This window comes from Anabaena azotica FACHB-119 (assembly GCF_014697625.1).
Classification (GTDB): Bacteria; Cyanobacteriota; Cyanobacteriia; order Cyanobacteriales; family Nostocaceae; genus Trichormus; species Trichormus azoticus_A.
Genome location: NZ_JACJSG010000033.1, coordinates 18,099 through 33,568, shown reverse-complemented (window position 1 = coordinate 33,568; position 15,470 = coordinate 18,099). Strand labels below are relative to the sequence as shown.

12 protein-coding genes and 1 pseudogene are annotated in these 15,470 nt (G+C 40.9%); 8 read left to right on the top strand and 5 right to left on the bottom strand.

The window, feature by feature from the left end; genetic code table 11:
- Positions 1-66: 66 nt before the first annotated feature.
- On the bottom strand, positions 67-342 hold the full coding sequence (locus tag H6G83_RS22195; RefSeq protein WP_190476144.1) for an AbrB/MazE/SpoVT family DNA-binding domain-containing protein: 276 nt from the start codon (positions 340-342) through the stop codon (positions 67-69).
- A complete protein-coding gene (locus tag H6G83_RS22190; RefSeq protein ID WP_190476143.1) occupies positions 332-4,789 on the bottom strand; it encodes an NACHT and WD40 repeat domain-containing protein in 4,458 nt (1,485 codons plus the stop codon). The genes H6G83_RS22195 and H6G83_RS22190 overlap by 11 nt, the downstream gene beginning before the upstream one ends.
- A 287-nt stretch (positions 4,790-5,076) precedes the next feature.
- Here H6G83_RS22190 and H6G83_RS22185 point away from each other — a divergent pair, with 287 nt between their 5' ends.
- Positions 5,077-5,253, top strand: a complete 177-nt coding sequence (locus H6G83_RS22185; RefSeq protein WP_190476142.1) for a hypothetical protein — start codon at positions 5,077-5,079, stop codon at positions 5,251-5,253.
- A gap of 263 nt (positions 5,254-5,516) precedes the next feature.
- Here the strand turns inward: H6G83_RS22185 and H6G83_RS22180 are convergent, their stop codons facing one another.
- On the bottom strand, positions 5,517-7,481 hold the full coding sequence (locus H6G83_RS22180; protein WP_242044741.1) for a S9 family peptidase: 1,965 nt from the start codon (positions 7,479-7,481) through the stop codon (positions 5,517-5,519).
- Between the two features lie 21 nt (positions 7,482-7,502).
- Between H6G83_RS22180 and H6G83_RS22175 the strand changes: the two genes are divergently transcribed.
- The 3 genes from H6G83_RS22175 to H6G83_RS22165 all read left to right on the top strand — a co-directional run bounded on the left by H6G83_RS22175 (position 7,503) and on the right by H6G83_RS22165 (position 9,609).
- Positions 7,503-7,766, top strand: a complete 264-nt coding sequence (locus tag H6G83_RS22175; RefSeq protein WP_190476141.1) for a hypothetical protein — start codon at positions 7,503-7,505, stop codon at positions 7,764-7,766.
- Positions 7,767-7,862: 96 nt separating this feature from the next.
- Positions 7,863-8,531 carry a class I SAM-dependent methyltransferase gene (locus H6G83_RS22170; protein ID WP_313936745.1) on the top strand — a complete coding sequence of 223 codons (669 nt, stop codon included), beginning with the start codon at positions 7,863-7,865 and terminating at the stop codon, positions 8,529-8,531.
- Between the two features lie 715 nt (positions 8,532-9,246).
- Positions 9,247-9,609: a hypothetical protein gene (locus H6G83_RS22165; RefSeq protein WP_190476139.1), complete on the top strand. Its 363-nt coding sequence runs from the start codon at positions 9,247-9,249 to the stop codon at positions 9,607-9,609.
- Between the two features lie 385 nt (positions 9,610-9,994).
- Here the strand turns inward: H6G83_RS22165 and H6G83_RS22160 are convergent, their stop codons facing one another.
- Positions 9,995-10,948: an RsmB/NOP family class I SAM-dependent RNA methyltransferase gene (locus H6G83_RS22160; RefSeq protein ID WP_190476138.1), complete on the bottom strand. Its 954-nt coding sequence runs from the start codon at positions 10,946-10,948 to the stop codon at positions 9,995-9,997.
- 226 nt (positions 10,949-11,174) lie between these two features.
- Between H6G83_RS22160 and H6G83_RS22155 the strand changes: the two genes are divergently transcribed.
- The gene (locus tag H6G83_RS22155; RefSeq protein ID WP_190476137.1) at positions 11,175-12,605 is read left to right on the top strand and encodes a DUF2157 domain-containing protein; all 1,431 of its coding nucleotides are present in this window, start codon (positions 11,175-11,177) and stop codon (positions 12,603-12,605) included.
- Positions 12,606-12,737: 132 nt separating this feature from the next.
- Entirely contained in the window at positions 12,738-13,457 is a 720-nt protein-coding gene (locus H6G83_RS22150; RefSeq protein WP_190476136.1) for a GDYXXLXY domain-containing protein, read from the top strand.
- On the opposite strand, the gene H6G83_RS22145 is transcribed toward H6G83_RS22150, so the two are convergent.
- Positions 13,454-13,693 carry a hypothetical protein gene (locus tag H6G83_RS22145; protein ID WP_190476135.1) on the bottom strand — a complete coding sequence of 80 codons (240 nt, stop codon included), beginning with the start codon at positions 13,691-13,693 and terminating at the stop codon, positions 13,454-13,456. The two genes, H6G83_RS22150 and H6G83_RS22145, sit on opposite strands and share 4 nt — an antisense overlap.
- 174 nt (positions 13,694-13,867) lie before the next feature.
- On the opposite strand from H6G83_RS22145, the gene H6G83_RS22140 reads away from it, so the two are divergent.
- Positions 13,868-14,812 (top strand): DUF4351 domain-containing protein, encoded by a 945-nt coding sequence (locus H6G83_RS22140; RefSeq protein ID WP_190476134.1) that lies wholly within the window; start codon positions 13,868-13,870, stop codon positions 14,810-14,812.
- Between the two features lie 27 nt (positions 14,813-14,839).
- Positions 14,840-15,154 (top strand): annotated as a pseudogene (locus H6G83_RS22135) (DUF4351 domain-containing protein); the annotation flags it as partial.
- Between the last annotated feature and the right edge of the window lie 316 nt (positions 15,155-15,470).

Genomic DNA, 15,470 nt, shown 5'->3' with positions numbered 1-15,470 from the left:
ATTGCTAGACTCTTTTGGTACTGTAATTCATCATCTTGAGTCAATAGACGCACAATTATATTAGTATCAACTGCCACTATGCCACGATTCCTCTATACCTTGACGGATGGCATCATTCATATCTTTTAAAGATTTGGGTGCGCCTTGATATTTCAAGCAGCCTGCAACATCATTTAATGTAGTTTCTGCAAAGGGTTTCTTGGGTTTGAGAAGAATCCCATCACCCATGTTAATTGCTATTAATTCCTGTCTGATTTCCCAGCCTGAAGCTTTTAGTAATTCTTCAGAAATAATCACTTGTCCTTCATTTGATATTTTTATCCTCTCTGATTTATTCTCCATGTTCCACTGCGCCAAGTGTTTTAAGTGTGTCAATTTCTGCGGCTGTTAAACCTTTAACGCCTGTGATGGTCATATTTTCGTATGGTCTTTTACTGATTAAAGTATTTATACATTCCCCGGTTTCAACATTCCACAGTTTAATTGTGCTATCACAACTACAACTAGCAATTATTTTACCGTCTGAACTAAAGGCAACTGAGCGAATCCAAAGAGAATGACCCCGCAAAATTTTTAGGTATTCACCACTGTTGATATCCCAAAGTATTACAGTTTTATCATCTCCAGCGCTAGCGAGAATTTTACCATCTGGACTAAAGGCAACAGCTAACACCGAGCCTGTATGAGCCTGCAAATATTTTAAAGATTCACCAGTGGCAGTATTCCACAATCCAACACTGGGGTTAGACATTCCACTAGCTAAAACTTGACCATCAGGACTGAAGGCAATTGAACGTGTAGCAATATTATCTCCCACCTGCAAAGTTTTAAAGCATTCACCTGTATGAATATTCCATAGTTGGATTGTTCCATCCGCAAGACCGCTTGCAAGTATTTTGCCATCTAAACTAAAAGCAACTGAGCGTATTGAGTAATTTGGGTGCAAAATCTGACAACATTTTCCGTCTTGAACATCCCATATTCTTAAAGTTCCATCGCTGCTACCACTGGCTAGTAATTGATTATTGGGACTGAAAGCAACAGATTGTACCCAGTTGCTATGTCCTGGCAAAATTTTTAAACATTCTCCAGTGTGTAAATTCCAGAGTCTGATCGTGGAATCTGCACTGCCACTGGCAAGTATTGTACCATCATAATTTAAAGCAATTGATTGTATCCAGTGAGTATGACCTTGTAGAGTTCTGACAGATTCACCAGTAATAACATTCCATATTACTATTGCCACATCATCTGCACTCGCAAGCATTTTATTGTCTAAACTAAAAGTAATAGAATTTATCCAGTTACTATAGCCTTGTAAAATTCTCAGGCATTCCCCTGTGTGAATGTTCCAAAATATAACTGTTTTATCATAGCTACTACTAACCAGAGTTTCACCATTTGGACTGAAAGCAATTGAACGAACTATATTGAAATGACCCTTTAATATTTGCAGACATTTATTTGTGTTTATATCCCAAAGTTTGATAGTCTGGTTACTGGTACTAGCAATTATTTTACTATCGGGACTGAAAGCAATAGTCCATATTCGATTATCATCTACTTTCAAGGTAGACTTACATTGACCTGTTGGCAAATCCCATAATTTTAAAGTTCCATAATAATCAGCACTAGCAAGTAGTTGACCATCTGGACTAAAAGCAACTGAGTATATAGAATCTGTATGTTCTTTTAATATTTTTAAACAGTTTCCAGTTTGAGTATTCCATAACCTTACAGTATTATCTGAAGCCCCACTAGCAAGTATTTTTTCATCTGGAGAAAAGGCAACTGAGCGTATTAAATTAGTATGTCCCTGCAAAACTTGTAAACATTGACCAGTATGAATGTCCCATAATCTTATGGTGCTATCAGAACTGCCACTAGCAATAATTTTTCTTTGAGGGGAGAATACCACGGAATTGACAGAAGATTTATGTCCTTCCAAGGTTTTTAAGCATTTGCCATTGTGGCTATCCCATAATTTAATTGTTCCGTCATAACCACCACTAGCAAAAGTATCACCATCAGCACTAAAGTTAACAGAAAGTATTCCTGATGTATGTCCTTTACAAGTTAATATTTCTCTACCAATAGAGACTTCCCATAAACGAACAATACCATTACCATCACCAGTAGCTAAAAATTGACCATCTGAACTGTATGCAACGGAAAAAACTGCACCAAAGTCTTTGACAAAACCAGAATCAATTAAATTAGCTTCTGTAAAATTGACATTACGCAAACTTGCGCTACTAAAATCTGCTGCTTTAATAACTGCATGGCTGAAATCTCTGCCTTCCAATACTGCCTTATCTATCTTCACTGCTAACGTCGCCGCATTTCCGCCAACATAACCTACCTCATCTTCGCTTTTACCCCGCGTCCCTTCAATAATACTAATCAGGGACTTACTACTGTTGGTTAACATCGGCACAAGCAAATCCATCACTGCTTTTGTTAGTGGTGCTTTGCCAAAAGTCTCCCTTAACTTATCTAAGGACTCACTGGTAAATGCTTTGAGAGGTGCGATCGCTTCCCTACTGCCATAACGTGAAAAATAACCAGACCAAGTATAATCAATAGCTGCTACACTGCTATCCAAACATGACTGTGCTTGCGCCAATTCTGTAAAATCACCCGCTAACGCCCCCAACTCCGCCGCAAATTTATACGCCACAAAAAACTCTAACAGTGACCTATGGGCTGGAGTATAATCACCATCGGCATTGCGGACAAGCATTGTCTGCGCCATCATGTCATAATGCCAATGGTCTAAATCTTTCTCTTCTTGGACAACAGAACCAAATAAGCGGCGGATGCGTTCTGGGAACAGCCGATAATTCAGGCTCATTTGGTCAGTAGACAGCATTTCCCACGAGAGTTCGCATAAAAAGTACAACTTATCTGCCAAGGAAGTAAAAGTACGATCTGCCTTGATATCTCGTTCCATCTTGCGCCGTACTGCATACAGATAAACCCGTGACATATCTACAGGTTTACCCGCCTTAATCTCTGGTAATGCTTCTAAAATTAAGTCGGTCATTACAGGACGACGGGCTAAGTCTAATAATTGCGGATTGCCCATGACCTGTTCAACGGTGGCTGGTTCTGCTTGGTATAACAACACCTGGCGTATTTGTTCGTCGTTGAATTTCTCCAGTTCCAAAACTTCAAATTGTGGTGTTTCCCCAGTTAATTGTCTTGTGGAGGCTTGCAGTTCTGCATTTAGTAATGCCCTTCCTTCTTTCGCTTCTGGGAAATGTTCGGTACGGCAGGTTAGGATAACTTTCGCACCGGGAACTACTACCTTTGCAAGTTCCCAGAAATTGTTAATCATCTGTTGGCGGTCAACTTTTGCAGCCATTTCGTCAAAGCCATCGAAAATTAGCAGCAATTTACCCATGCGGTTGAGTTGGTCAAAGACTTCGCTATTGATGCGGATATTATGTTGAGTAAAGAAGAAACCTGCTAAAACATTTTCCACGTTTAACGCCTTGGCAAAGTCGCGCAGGGTAATTACTAGAGGTAGACGGGGACGTTCAACACCACGTTTTTGGGCATCTCGGTAACGTTGCAGTGCTGTCCAAGCATAGTGAAAGACAAACCATGTTTTACCTGTGCCAAATTCTCCCAAAATAGAAATATGTTCTTTGGCGGGGTCATCAAGCCAAAGGTCGATGTAACCATCAATCCAACCGTCTTCTTCTTCATAACGGCTGATACCAATGCGCCGCTTAGTCACTGGATCAATTTCTTCTTTGGTACAAGCAAGCGGCACATATTTAGTATCGATTTGTCGGCGTTTGATTTCTGCTTCTAGCCAGTCGAGATAACCAGTGAAGTCAGCATCTAAGTCAATCAGTTCGTCGAAAGTGAAACAATCAAGACGATGATTTTCTTCTTTTTTGACTTCATCCCGTGCGGCGCGGGAAATGCGTCGGGTAGTTACTAGCCAGCCTTCATCAGTTTTTTGCTGATTAACTGATTGGCTCAACGCCATCACATCACTTAATTTTACTTCTCCGGCAACGCCACGTACCAGAATGCGGTCATAACTGCGGCGGACGGGAATGTTGATAATCCATTCAAAATAATCTTCTGCCCAGATTTCATATTTTTCTAAACGGTAGCCCAAGGTTTCAAACCATCCTCGCATTTGTTGGGCTAAGGCGATCGCCAAAGGCGGGGCGTAGCCCATCGCCCTACATTGATTCTCTGTATTAGTTGGGCTGAGTGCTGGATAATTCTGGGCTGCTAATCGTGCCATTTCAGTACGAATGCCTTCCAATGTAGGCAATCTATCCAGTATTTCTTGGATATTGGCAATTCTTTTATGTAAAGAACCAATCTGTTGACTCATCAAGACATCAGCAGGTGTGCGGCTGCGTTTGGCGACTTCAATAAACACAGCTGCAAATGCCGCTACCTCTCGTCTAACATCAATTTCTAAGCTTCTGATTTCTTCACCTAATGTATAGGCATCAAGAAAACCATCAACTTCAGAAAGGAGAATTGACGGGTTATTGTGGTCTAATGCTTTGCGAAAAGCTTGCTTAATGGGTTCTTGGCGGAATAATTCCAGAAATGGTTTTGGTTTGCCGACTCCGTACTCGACTAAGGCATAGGCGTAAACACCACTAAAATCACCAGGTGGATGCTCTGGGTCAAGGTTAAATTGCTGGAGTAACTTAATTACTGTCTCACTACGCAGAATTTTTTCCTTAATTAAAGGATTAGCAATGCTCGTAACTGCGTTGATTACTAGATCCAGGTTAATTAAGCTCATCACGACACCCCGAAAATACAGAGCTATGTTGCACAATAATGGTTACATACTATTACAAGGTATATCTTACCTATAACAGTGTTCTTTTATTGATCGAGCGTAAAACCCCATCCCTTGATGGGTGGGGATGTAAGTGAGCCAGAGTCAAGGGTACAATAATGGTACAATAGCAATATCTACTTGAGACATGACATTTGTTGAGCGCAACACCAGTTGTTGAAGAATCAGAAAAAGTGGTTTGTCAGTGACGGTAGAAATAAACTTAAATCTATATTCACACTCGTGAAATGGATTCAAATTCTTCTGCCGACAAACAGTTCGGCTGTGCCTGGGAGACAGGCATCAGTCAATATGCCAGATGTTTCAGCCGAGTCTATCGGTTAGTTACAAGCCACATCCCCTTGTGGGTGGGGCGTTTGACAGTTTCTCAAGCATTACTTGATCATCAGCTTTCAGGTAGATGAGTAGCGATCGCACTTCACCGCCCATAATAGTAAACTCAACGAGGTTGTCACCAACCCCGTTGAGTTTACTACTATATCAAGTATTTTTGTTGACATACCTCCCTGTCCTAAAGGAGCAAGGATTCCTTGACGCTTCACCGAAGCTTGCTACGCTTGTAGTCTTACAGCCTCTCCACGTCCGTTTATAGTCTCCCAATGCCCTATGGCGACTACACATATTTTAGCAGATACGTTGTTAAAGCCGTCGTAGAACAACGGGGTTTTCAACCCAAATTTTCGATAATTACTGGCTCGATAGATTCATAAAGTTCAAAAGAGAAAATACGTGAATAAAAGTAGAGTTCGGCTTCTAGGGATTTTTTGATGTTTTCGGCTTTGCGGAAACCATGTTGTTCACCTGCAAAAGGAACATAAGCAACTGGTACACCTTTAGAGCGCAAGGCTGTAACCATTGCTTCTGTTTGATTGGGTGGAACGATTTTATCTTCTAGCCCCTGGAAAAAAATTACTGGACAGTTAAGATTGTCAGTAAAATTGATGGGTGAGCGTTGTTGATAAATCTGACGCTGTTCTGGGTAAGCACCAATCAAACCATCCAAATACCGTGATTCAAATTTGTGTGTATCCCGCGCTAAAGCTTCTAAATCACTCACCCCATAATAGCTAGCACCCGCTTTAAAGGTATTACGGAAAGTCAAAGCACAAAGTGTTGTATAACCTCCCGCGCTACCACCAGAAATAGCCAAACGCTCACCGTCAACAAGTCCTTGTTCGACTAAGTAAAGTGCGCCAAAAACGCAATCATCGACATCGACAATTCCCCATTGACCATTTAATCTTTGCCGATACTCTCGTCCATAACCTGTGCTACCACCATAATTCACATCCAGAACTGCTATACCCCGGCTAGTCCAATACTGAATACTAAAGCTCAGGCTACTGGAAGTAGATGCAGTTGGGCCGCCGTGGCTTTTGACAATTAGAGGCGGTTTCTCATGGTTAGGGGCAGTGTAATCACGGTTTTGGGGTGGATAAAATATAGCATAGGCGGTTTGACCATTAGCTGTGGGGTACTCAATTGGTTGAGGCACAGAAAGATAACCAGGGTCAATAGTGACATCACTAGAGCGGCGTAACACTTCTAGTTTTTCCGTAGCCAAATCAAACTGCACAATAGAGGTTAACTCAGTCGGAGAACTGGCACGAAAAACAACTCGTCCAGGGGATGCCTGAATACCACTAATATCTGTATATGGTGTGGGTAGTAGTTTTAATTGACTTGTGGTGGTGTCTAGACTAGCTAAGTACCAAATACCGTTTTGGGTATATGTGCAGATAATCCGGTTAGCGGACTCGAAAGCATAAGTAGACATCCCTAAAAGCCATTGGGGACGACCAAACTCTGCCTCTATTTGTGTCAAAGCTTGTATCTCGCCATCTTGCCAACGGTAGAGATTCCACCACCCGGTGCGATCGCTAATAAAATATAATCTCCCATCACTAGACCACTCCGGCTGAAATATAGATTCATTGACACCACCTGCAATTTGTTGACTATTACCTAAACTGCCATCACCGAGAATTTCTCCTACCCAAAGTTGAGTACCATCCCAAGGCATATTGGGATGATTCCAAGCCAGCCAAGCCAAGCGAGAACCATCAGGACTAAGACGGGGTGAGGCGTAAAAATCATCTCCCGACACTAATTGTTGGCTATCTCCTTCTAATCCCAGACTCACCAGGGTATTGGTAGGTTCATGTCCAGTAATGCTGTGGTCTTCGGATACACAGATAATTCTTTGGCGTTGACGGTCAAAAACTCCATCTGCATAGCGCACAGGAACTTCTGGTGTGATAGGTTGCGGTTGAGTATTCACATTCTGACGATAGATGCGTTGGTCGGCAAAGTTGCTAAAGTAAACAGTGCCATCAACGACGAAAAAAGAGTTACCACCATATTCATGAACACGAGTACGCACGTTGAACCCAGCAGAAGTGACATCCTGAATTTGGTTATTGGGACTGCGACGCACTACCACAGTTCTACCTTGCTCTGATGGACGTAATTCACTCCAGTAAATGTCTTCGCCATCAAGAACAATTTGTCCTAATCCAATTGTACGTGCAGTAATTAAGTCTGTTGTAATTGGTGATTTCCAAGAACCGTAAGTTGCTACCTCTGGTTGTATCATATGCTCTAAAGTCCTTAATTCAACGATTAATCTCATTATTGAACTTTTGATTGCCTATTGTTTGAGTTGAATAAAAATGAGAAAAACCTCACAAGCGATCGCTTTGTTACTGAACAAAGCGGACAGCAAAATTCAAGACACAGAGGGATAGGTAAAAAAATACACATATTTTGGCTCTCATCAATAGAGAATTTCCATCACAGCCGCCAAAATCGATACCGCTTTATCGTTGGTGGGAATGAATACGCGCTTGCACCATTGAATTATTTCACTGAAGCATCTCAAACTAGAAACACTCAGCCTTTTTACTTCTGGCGATAGATGAGAAAATCTCAAAATTTTTGTCTAAAAGTATCAATACAATCAATTCTAAATCTTTGTAGAGAAGACAGAAATAACTGACGATTTTTTTCAGAAATTGCCACACAATATAACAGTTTGCATCAGTTTTATAGTGAAGCAGCTCAAAAAATAAATAGCGTTAGAAACCAAATATTCTATAAGCAGGTAGATTTGTCTTTAAATGGAAAAACACTACTCGATATTGGATGTGGAGATGGGACAGACGCAGCATACTTTGCCAGCCAAGGAGCCATTGTGACTGGTATTGACCCTTGTGAAAACTTCATTACTAGTGCAAAAGAGAAAACGCCTGATGGGCAATTTATTATCGCTACAGGTGAAAATCTGCCTTTTGCAGATCAATCATTTGATATTGTGGTCAGTAAATATGTACTACAAATATCACCTAATCTGAGCGGAACTCTTGAAGAAATTGCACGTGTAATCAAGGTAGGTGGAATTTTATTATATCTTGTAGTACACCCATTCAGACAATTTATAGAAAATAGAAGGACAGGAAAGAATTATTTTCAATCAGAACTTATTGATTTTACTATTTATGGAGGCTTGATGACCGTTAAAGAACCATCTCATACTTTTTCTGAATACTTCAATCAACATTTCTTGAATTGCTTTCAATTACTAGCTTTTGAAGAGGGCTTTGACTTTAAAAGTGCTGAACAAATTGGTGAAGATATTTATCCAACCTTCTTTTTGCTCAAAGCAGTTCGGAAAAATGATTGAAATCAAACCCTTATCCCAAGAAACTCTGACAGCAGATATTCTCTTGGCTGATAAAGTTTTTCCTGATCAGAGGTGGTAGGAAAAAGCCAACTGGGTTTTTCAATTGAGTAGGACTTACGCAAGTGTCATAATCAAACTAACTGTAGGGTGCGTCAGCCCCATTAACAATTCAAAATTCAAAATTCAAAATTAAAGGCATTTTCAGTTGGGGATTTAAACCCCAACTGAAAATTTGCTACGTACAGACGTAGGGGTCTTTAACCCTCGGAATTATGATAATTTCGTAAACATTCAAGGATTTTCCACATCTGACGCACCCTACTCCAAGTGCCAGTTGCCTAATTACTGTTGAGTTTGAAGCAACATTTTTTCCTAGCGTTATAGTATATGTCAAATCTGCTCAACGGAATAATATCACCTACGGCGTATAAATTTCATCTATCTACAGAACTACTGCTTCAACCCGCCCCTACTCACTCCCCACGTTCCAGCCAGTGAACTCAAAATTTCCTGATTCTAATCTACATAAGGATGAAAAAAAACCTCCTAGTCAATAAACAACTTCTAACTTCTGTTAGATGAATAACGAGTTTATTATCGTTAATTTGAGATTGGTATTAGGGCTAATAAATTGGTTAAATGCCATTTAACCACTAACCCATACTGTAAGCCTACTAATTCTTTCCACAAGTGTAAAAAATAAGGGAGTATGATGATGGCAAATTTATTTTCTAATGTAATCAATCATATCAAGTTCCTATTTCAAGAGTTTCAAGTAAAACGTTTTTTTGCTATTGCTTTAGTTGGTTTTTTAGTGCTAACAACAAGCCTCAACTCCAGCATTGACTCTGGACGTAGTAGCAAAAATGTAACCAAGAGATTGGATCAAGTTGTACATCAGGATGATGCTGATAGACCCAAAACCACCGGAGAATGGAATAGAGAAGCTCGTCAAACAGAAGATGCTCCTGGTGAAAGAGCTAAAAGAATTGCCAAAGAATCTGGAGAAGCAGTGAAACAATTCGGTTCTGTTTACCCAGACACCGCTAAGAGAACCGCTAGCGACGATAATAGATAGGTCAGGGGACAGGTGACAGGGGACAGGGTACAGGTGGGAAAGCTGCGGGCTATAAAGATTTTATAATTCATCCATGTCCTCAGTTGTATAGCTACTGCCATAAAATCTGTTAATCCCTTTCAAGACAGCAACAAGTAACAGGTTAAAAGTTTAGACCTTTCCATCAACCTCAAAGGACACAAATTTGTGTCCTTTTTGTCATTGGTCATTGGTAGTAATTTTATATATAGCAGTAGCCACATAGGTGAGGACATTGAGGAATCACACAATCTTTTTTATATTAAGCAGGTTTTGAACCTGTCACCTGTTCCCTGTCACCTGTCCCCTCCTATATATTTAAATTTGTCTTTGTGTCCAATTAATCATCTCCAAGATAATAAGAAAACTACAATTGTTGGATAATACCTAACTCTTGTAGAACTTCTTGTGCCAAGTCCTTTACTGTACCCTCTTCTGTGTTTTGGAAAAGGGCTGTGAAAGCACCAGCGCCTAATCTATCTTGGGGAAATAAGCGATAACAAGGAATAGTAGTTAAGTGTGACTGATATTCTTGTAAATGATTAATTTTTACTGCTTGAAACTGAGGAAAGCGTGACAGAAACCATTCGCATACCTGCTCATTTTCTTCAGGTGAATAAGTACAAGTCATGTAGGCAAGATAACCTTGGGGGGCAACTATTTGTGCAGAGTTGGCGATAATTCTCTTTTGACGATTGGCACTCTTATTAATAGCTGTAGGGTGAAAACATCCGGGTGCTTTTTCTCCTTTAGCTAATAGGGACTGTCCAGTGCAAGGGGCATCTACTAAGACTAAATTACTAGATAAGGGAATATTATCTGCAAAAATACTAGAATCTCGATTAACTACAATACTAGGACTAATATGGCAACGTTTTAAATTAGAAATTAACATTCCTAAACGTTTACCAATGACTTCATTACAAATAATTAATTCTGGATGTAAGGCTTGCCAAGCAAAGATACTTTTACCACCAGGTGCGGCACACATATCAAAAACTAACCGTAGTGATTGGGGAATTGTTAATAAAATAGACGCTGCAAATACAGATGAAAAATCTAAACAATAGAAATATCCTTGATGATGTAGATTATGCTGACCGGGTTTTTCTCCTAAGTGCAGACGGTCTACAAATTGAGGTTGCCAACTTAAAGGAGATTCTACGGAAAAAGGTACATTATCTGGTTGATTTTGACACCACAGAATACAGGGATTAAAAGGTTGAGGATTAACTAAAGCATCGATAAATTTTTCTTGTTTATCAGGATTTTCAAACAAACGTCTTGCGAGTTTTAGTAGTAAATTCGATGGTTTTTCCATTAGTAAAACTGTTACAGAGGAACAATACTTATAAGGGGCTTGGATTGATAATACTAGGGACTGGGGACTAGGGGGAGATGAGGGAGATGAGGGAGTAACCCACCCCTAGCCCCTCCCTGGAGGGGAAAAAGGAGCAGAGGAGAACAACTGTCAACTGTCAACTGTCAACTGATTCACTGCGTAAATCCGAAATGATTGCTAAACAGCCTAGCGCAGTGGAGAGGTCATGTTTTTTGACAATTTTCAACGAAGATTACGCCGAGAGTCGGAATTGTGGCGTGATGAAGGAATCATAAGTGCTTCGCAGTATCAACAAATTGCCGATCGCTATCAATTTAAGAATCTGGAAATGGCTGCACGCGATCGCTTTATGATGATTGCGATCGCGATCGGCGGTATCTTGTTGGTCATAGGTGTATATACCTTTGCTGCGGCTAACTGGTTCTCTTGGTCACGGGAAGTTAAATTCATCTTGATGATGAGTTTATTTTTCTTTATTAGTATTACAGGTTTTTACAATTGGCGAGAACCAACACTCAGCAGCAAAGAAGGAAAAAAGCCACAACGTAATAAACGTTTGTTGGGAGAAGCCTTATTAATTTTTGCTGCTTTTATCCTGGGTGCAAACCTCATCCTCATGGCACAGATTTTTAATATTACTGGTTCTCTTCCTGAACTATTTCTCGCCTGGGGATTTGGTGTTTCATTCATGGCTTATGGCCTATCATTAAATTCACTAGGGATTATGTCCATTATCCTAGTAATGATTGGCTACTGGGCTGGACTTGGTGACTTGTGGTATTCTTCAGAGCAATTAAGTTGGTCACGGCTAGCAGTACGCCATATGCCGCTAATATCATGGCTATGGTTTGTTCCCTTAGCTTATTTATGCCGTTCGCGGTGGATTTTCTTCTTCGCCGCCTTCTTATTTGCTAGTTCCTTACAATTCAACCTCAACCCTCTACCATTACTGAATTTTTCCAATGTGGCTCCTTGGGTGGCTTCTTTTGCATTAGCTCTACCTCCGGCGATATTCTGGAGTTATGACGACCTACTATTTCCCACCATCAATTACAGATTATTTCAACCCCTAGCCCGTAATCTCGCCCTCATTGCTTTCGGTTTAGTCTTCTATGCTCTTTCTTTTCGTTGGCAATGGCAAGGATTTTCATCTAATTCCTTTGGTTCAACGAACAACAGCAATTTCTTATCTGTACCCGTCATTGATTTAGGTATTCTCAGTGGTTTAGCAGTGTTGCAATGGTTGTTTCTGTTACGCCAAAGAAATAACCCTCCCCGCCGGGAAGTAGTTTTTAATACTGCACTGATTGCCACTTTCCTTGGATTTATCCTTGTAGTACCATTCTGGCATCAAGCTATCAGTCGCATTGGCGACTTGGGTAGTTTTATTTTCAATGTGCTTTTAGCAGTGTTGTCTTGGGGACTAATTCAAGAAGGAATGAAGTTAAATGATAGGCGCTCTTTTTGGGGCGGTATGCTATTGTTAACTTTACTAGTTATTAGTCGGATGTTGGAGTACGACACCGACCTATTGTTCAGGGCAATGGTTTTCTTAATGTGCGGCTCGATATTAATCAGCGCCGGAATGTGGTTTGAAAACCGCCTCACTGGTTCTTCTGGGAAAAAGGCGAGTTGAAGCTTCATCAGTGAACAGTTATCAGGTTATGTTCACTGATAACTGATAACTGATAACTGATAACTGACATTCCCACTCTGCGTAAGTCCTCTGTCCGCTCCCCAAAATCCAATATTGTTAGGACTACGCTTTATGGCAAATGAAACTTCTGAATCTAACAAAAATAAAACTTTGTCTCCCGAAGCTGAGTTTTCTAAGAAGCTGACTTTTCGGGATTATTTGGCTGCTACTGAACAAAAACATAATCAGCCTTTGCCTTTTTGGCGGCTAATTGTACCCCTGATGTTGCAAACAGGGTTAATTTTGTCGGTTCCTACTCAAGCAATGTACACCAACCTGACAGGTAGGCAGGTAATCTTACAAACTTTACCTAGTGACCCTGATAATGTGTTGCAAGGGTATACGTTGAATCTGGATTACAACATATCTCGTTTGTCTAACTTGCGACGACTTCCAGGTTGGGAGGAGTTAGTGAGCAGAAATGAAGGAAGGCGGGGACGACTAGCTGAGGGAACTAATGTATATGTGATTTTGCAAGAGCAACAATCTTTTGGGCGTGGCGCTCCCAGAGCTTGGCGACCTGTGCGTGTGAGCAGTAATTTACCTATGTCTCTGCGAGATAATCAAGTTGCTTTGAGAGGCGTTTACCAAAATGGTACTGTTAACTATGGCGTGGAATCATACAATGTTCCCAATGAACAACGCCAGCAGTTGAATAACGATATCTTCCGCGCGGCTCGTCAAACTCGTAATGGGCAGTTGCGACCCCTATCTGTACAAGTCAAGGTAGACCCACAGGGTAACGCTGTACCTGTGAGTCTGTGGGTGCGCGATCGCAATTATCGTTTTTAGTCTTCGTGACGCACATTCCATGCTACACCGAAAGCTGCCCCCGCTCCGGCTAATAAGCCTGTACTCATGCCTTCGACAGTCTTCTGTATGGGATTTTGAGTCAGGCACTCACTTGTAACGTTATCGGCTTGCAAGCAAAGATTACTTTCAGCCCAACTAGCGGTTCCCCCTAAAACTACACCCGCTACACTACAAGAAGCCACGAGCAGCAAGAGGCGTTTGGTTTTTCTATCCATAGATGGATGTGTTAAAAGTTAAATGTGTTAAACAGTCATCACTTACTTTACACATCCATGCCATTTCTGTCAGCTGGTTTTGAAAAATTTTTCAGGATAGTGAAAAACAATAGATTTTTTAACATAATGTCATAATCTTATATTATCAGGTTTTTTACTATTTTGGGGTGCAAATTGACCGAGGAACGAGAAAGAGCCGATAATGATTCGCCGTGGAAAGAGATTTTAGAAGCATACTTTCCCCAAGCCATGCAGTTTTTCTTTCCGCAAACAGCAGCAATCATTGATTGGGAACGTCCGCATGAGTTCCTAGACAAGGAATTTCAACAAATAGCAAGGGAAGCAGAACTTGGTAGAAGATACGCCGATAAATTAGTCAAAGTTTGGCAAATTCAAGGCGAGGAACTTTGGCTATTGATTCATGTGGAAATTCAGGCAAAATATGAAGATACTTTTGCTGAAAGGATGTTTTCGTACAACCTGCGAATTTTTGATAAATTTGGTAAACCAGCGATTAGCCTGGCAATTTTGTGCGATGCTGATTTGAATTGGAGACCAAATCAATATAGTTATAATTATCCTGATTGTAGTCTGGATTTTCGATTTGGCACTGTCAAACTGCTTGATTATCAAAATAGCTGGACAGAGTTAGAAGCCAGCGATAATCCTTTTGCGACGGTAGTCATGGCGCATTTAAAGACGCAGCAAACTAGTAAACAGCTAGGTGAACGGAAAGCTTGGAAATTTAGCTTAATTAGGCGATTGTATGAACAAGGACTTGCAGAAAGAGATATCCGCAACCTCTATCGTTTCATCGATTGGGTTATGATTTTACCAAAAGCGTTAGAAGCAGAATTTTGGCAAGAGTTTAAGTTATTCGAGCAGGAGCGTACCATGAGTTACATTACCACGGGTGAGCGCATTGGCTACGAGCGAGGCAAGCAGGAACAAGCATACGCACTTGTTCTCAGACTACTACAAAAACGGGTGGGAGAGTTACCCACAGAGGTTAGGGACAGGCTTCAAGGTCTTTCCCTAGAAAAGTTGGAAGCACTGGGTGAGGCTTTACTAGATTTTACGGCGCTTGGTGATTTGCTCAACTGGTTACAAGCTAACTAAACATTTGAACCTGCATAAAGTTTTACACTTCCCAAAAAAGAATTTTGGCAAGAGTTTAAGTTATTCGAGCAGGAGCTTACTATGAGTTACATTACCACGGGCGAGCGCATTGGCTACGAGCGAGGCAAGGAAGAAGGGAAACAGGAAGGAAAGCAGGAAGGAAAGCAGGAACAAGCATACGCACTTGTTCTCAGACAACTACAAAAACGGATGGGAGAGTTACCCACAGAGGTTAGGGACAGGCTTCAAGGTCTTTCCCTAGAAAAGTTGGAAGCACTGGGTGAGGCTTTACTAGATTTTACGGCGCTTGGTGATTTACTCAACTGGTTACAAGCTAATTAAACATTTGAACCTGCATAACGAAATAATTTGCATATCATCAGGACTTACGCAATTGGCACATATAGTAGGGTGCGTCAGATGTGGAAAATCCCTTCATTTGTACGCAATTATTGGGTCTGACTCACCCTACTGGCGTGTCTAGGCTAAAATAGTGCATTAGATTTGGGAAAAATTGAACGCAGATGCACGCAGATAAACGCAGATGAACAAGATGATAGATTTTTCGCTAATGCACAAAATTAGTCCGGTCATGCCAGTAGTGGACTGGCAAGGCTAAAATGTTGCATTAATTAACCACAGAGGCACAGAGACACAG

Bases quoted from the DNA above. Each gene is read 5' to 3' on its own strand.
- H6G83_RS22195 (WP_190476144.1), bottom strand. From the start codon at position 342: ATGGAGAATAAATCAGAGAGGATAAAAATATCAAATGAAGGACAAGTG.
- H6G83_RS22190 (WP_190476143.1), bottom strand. From the start codon at position 4,789: ATGAGCTTAATTAACCTGGATCTAGTAATCAACGCAGTTACGAGCATT.
- H6G83_RS22185 (WP_190476142.1), top strand. From the start codon at position 5,077: ATGGATTCAAATTCTTCTGCCGACAAACAGTTCGGCTGTGCCTGGGAG.
- H6G83_RS22180 (WP_242044741.1), bottom strand. From the start codon at position 7,481: ATGAGATTAATCGTTGAATTAAGGACTTTAGAGCATATGATACAACCA.
- H6G83_RS22165 (WP_190476139.1), top strand. From the start codon at position 9,247: ATGGCAAATTTATTTTCTAATGTAATCAATCATATCAAGTTCCTATTT.
- H6G83_RS22160 (WP_190476138.1), bottom strand. From the start codon at position 10,948: ATGGAAAAACCATCGAATTTACTACTAAAACTCGCAAGACGTTTGTTT.
- H6G83_RS22155 (WP_190476137.1), top strand. From the start codon at position 11,175: ATGTTTTTTGACAATTTTCAACGAAGATTACGCCGAGAGTCGGAATTG.
- H6G83_RS22150 (WP_190476136.1), top strand. From the start codon at position 12,738: ATGGCAAATGAAACTTCTGAATCTAACAAAAATAAAACTTTGTCTCCC.
- H6G83_RS22145 (WP_190476135.1), bottom strand. From the start codon at position 13,693: ATGGATAGAAAAACCAAACGCCTCTTGCTGCTCGTGGCTTCTTGTAGT.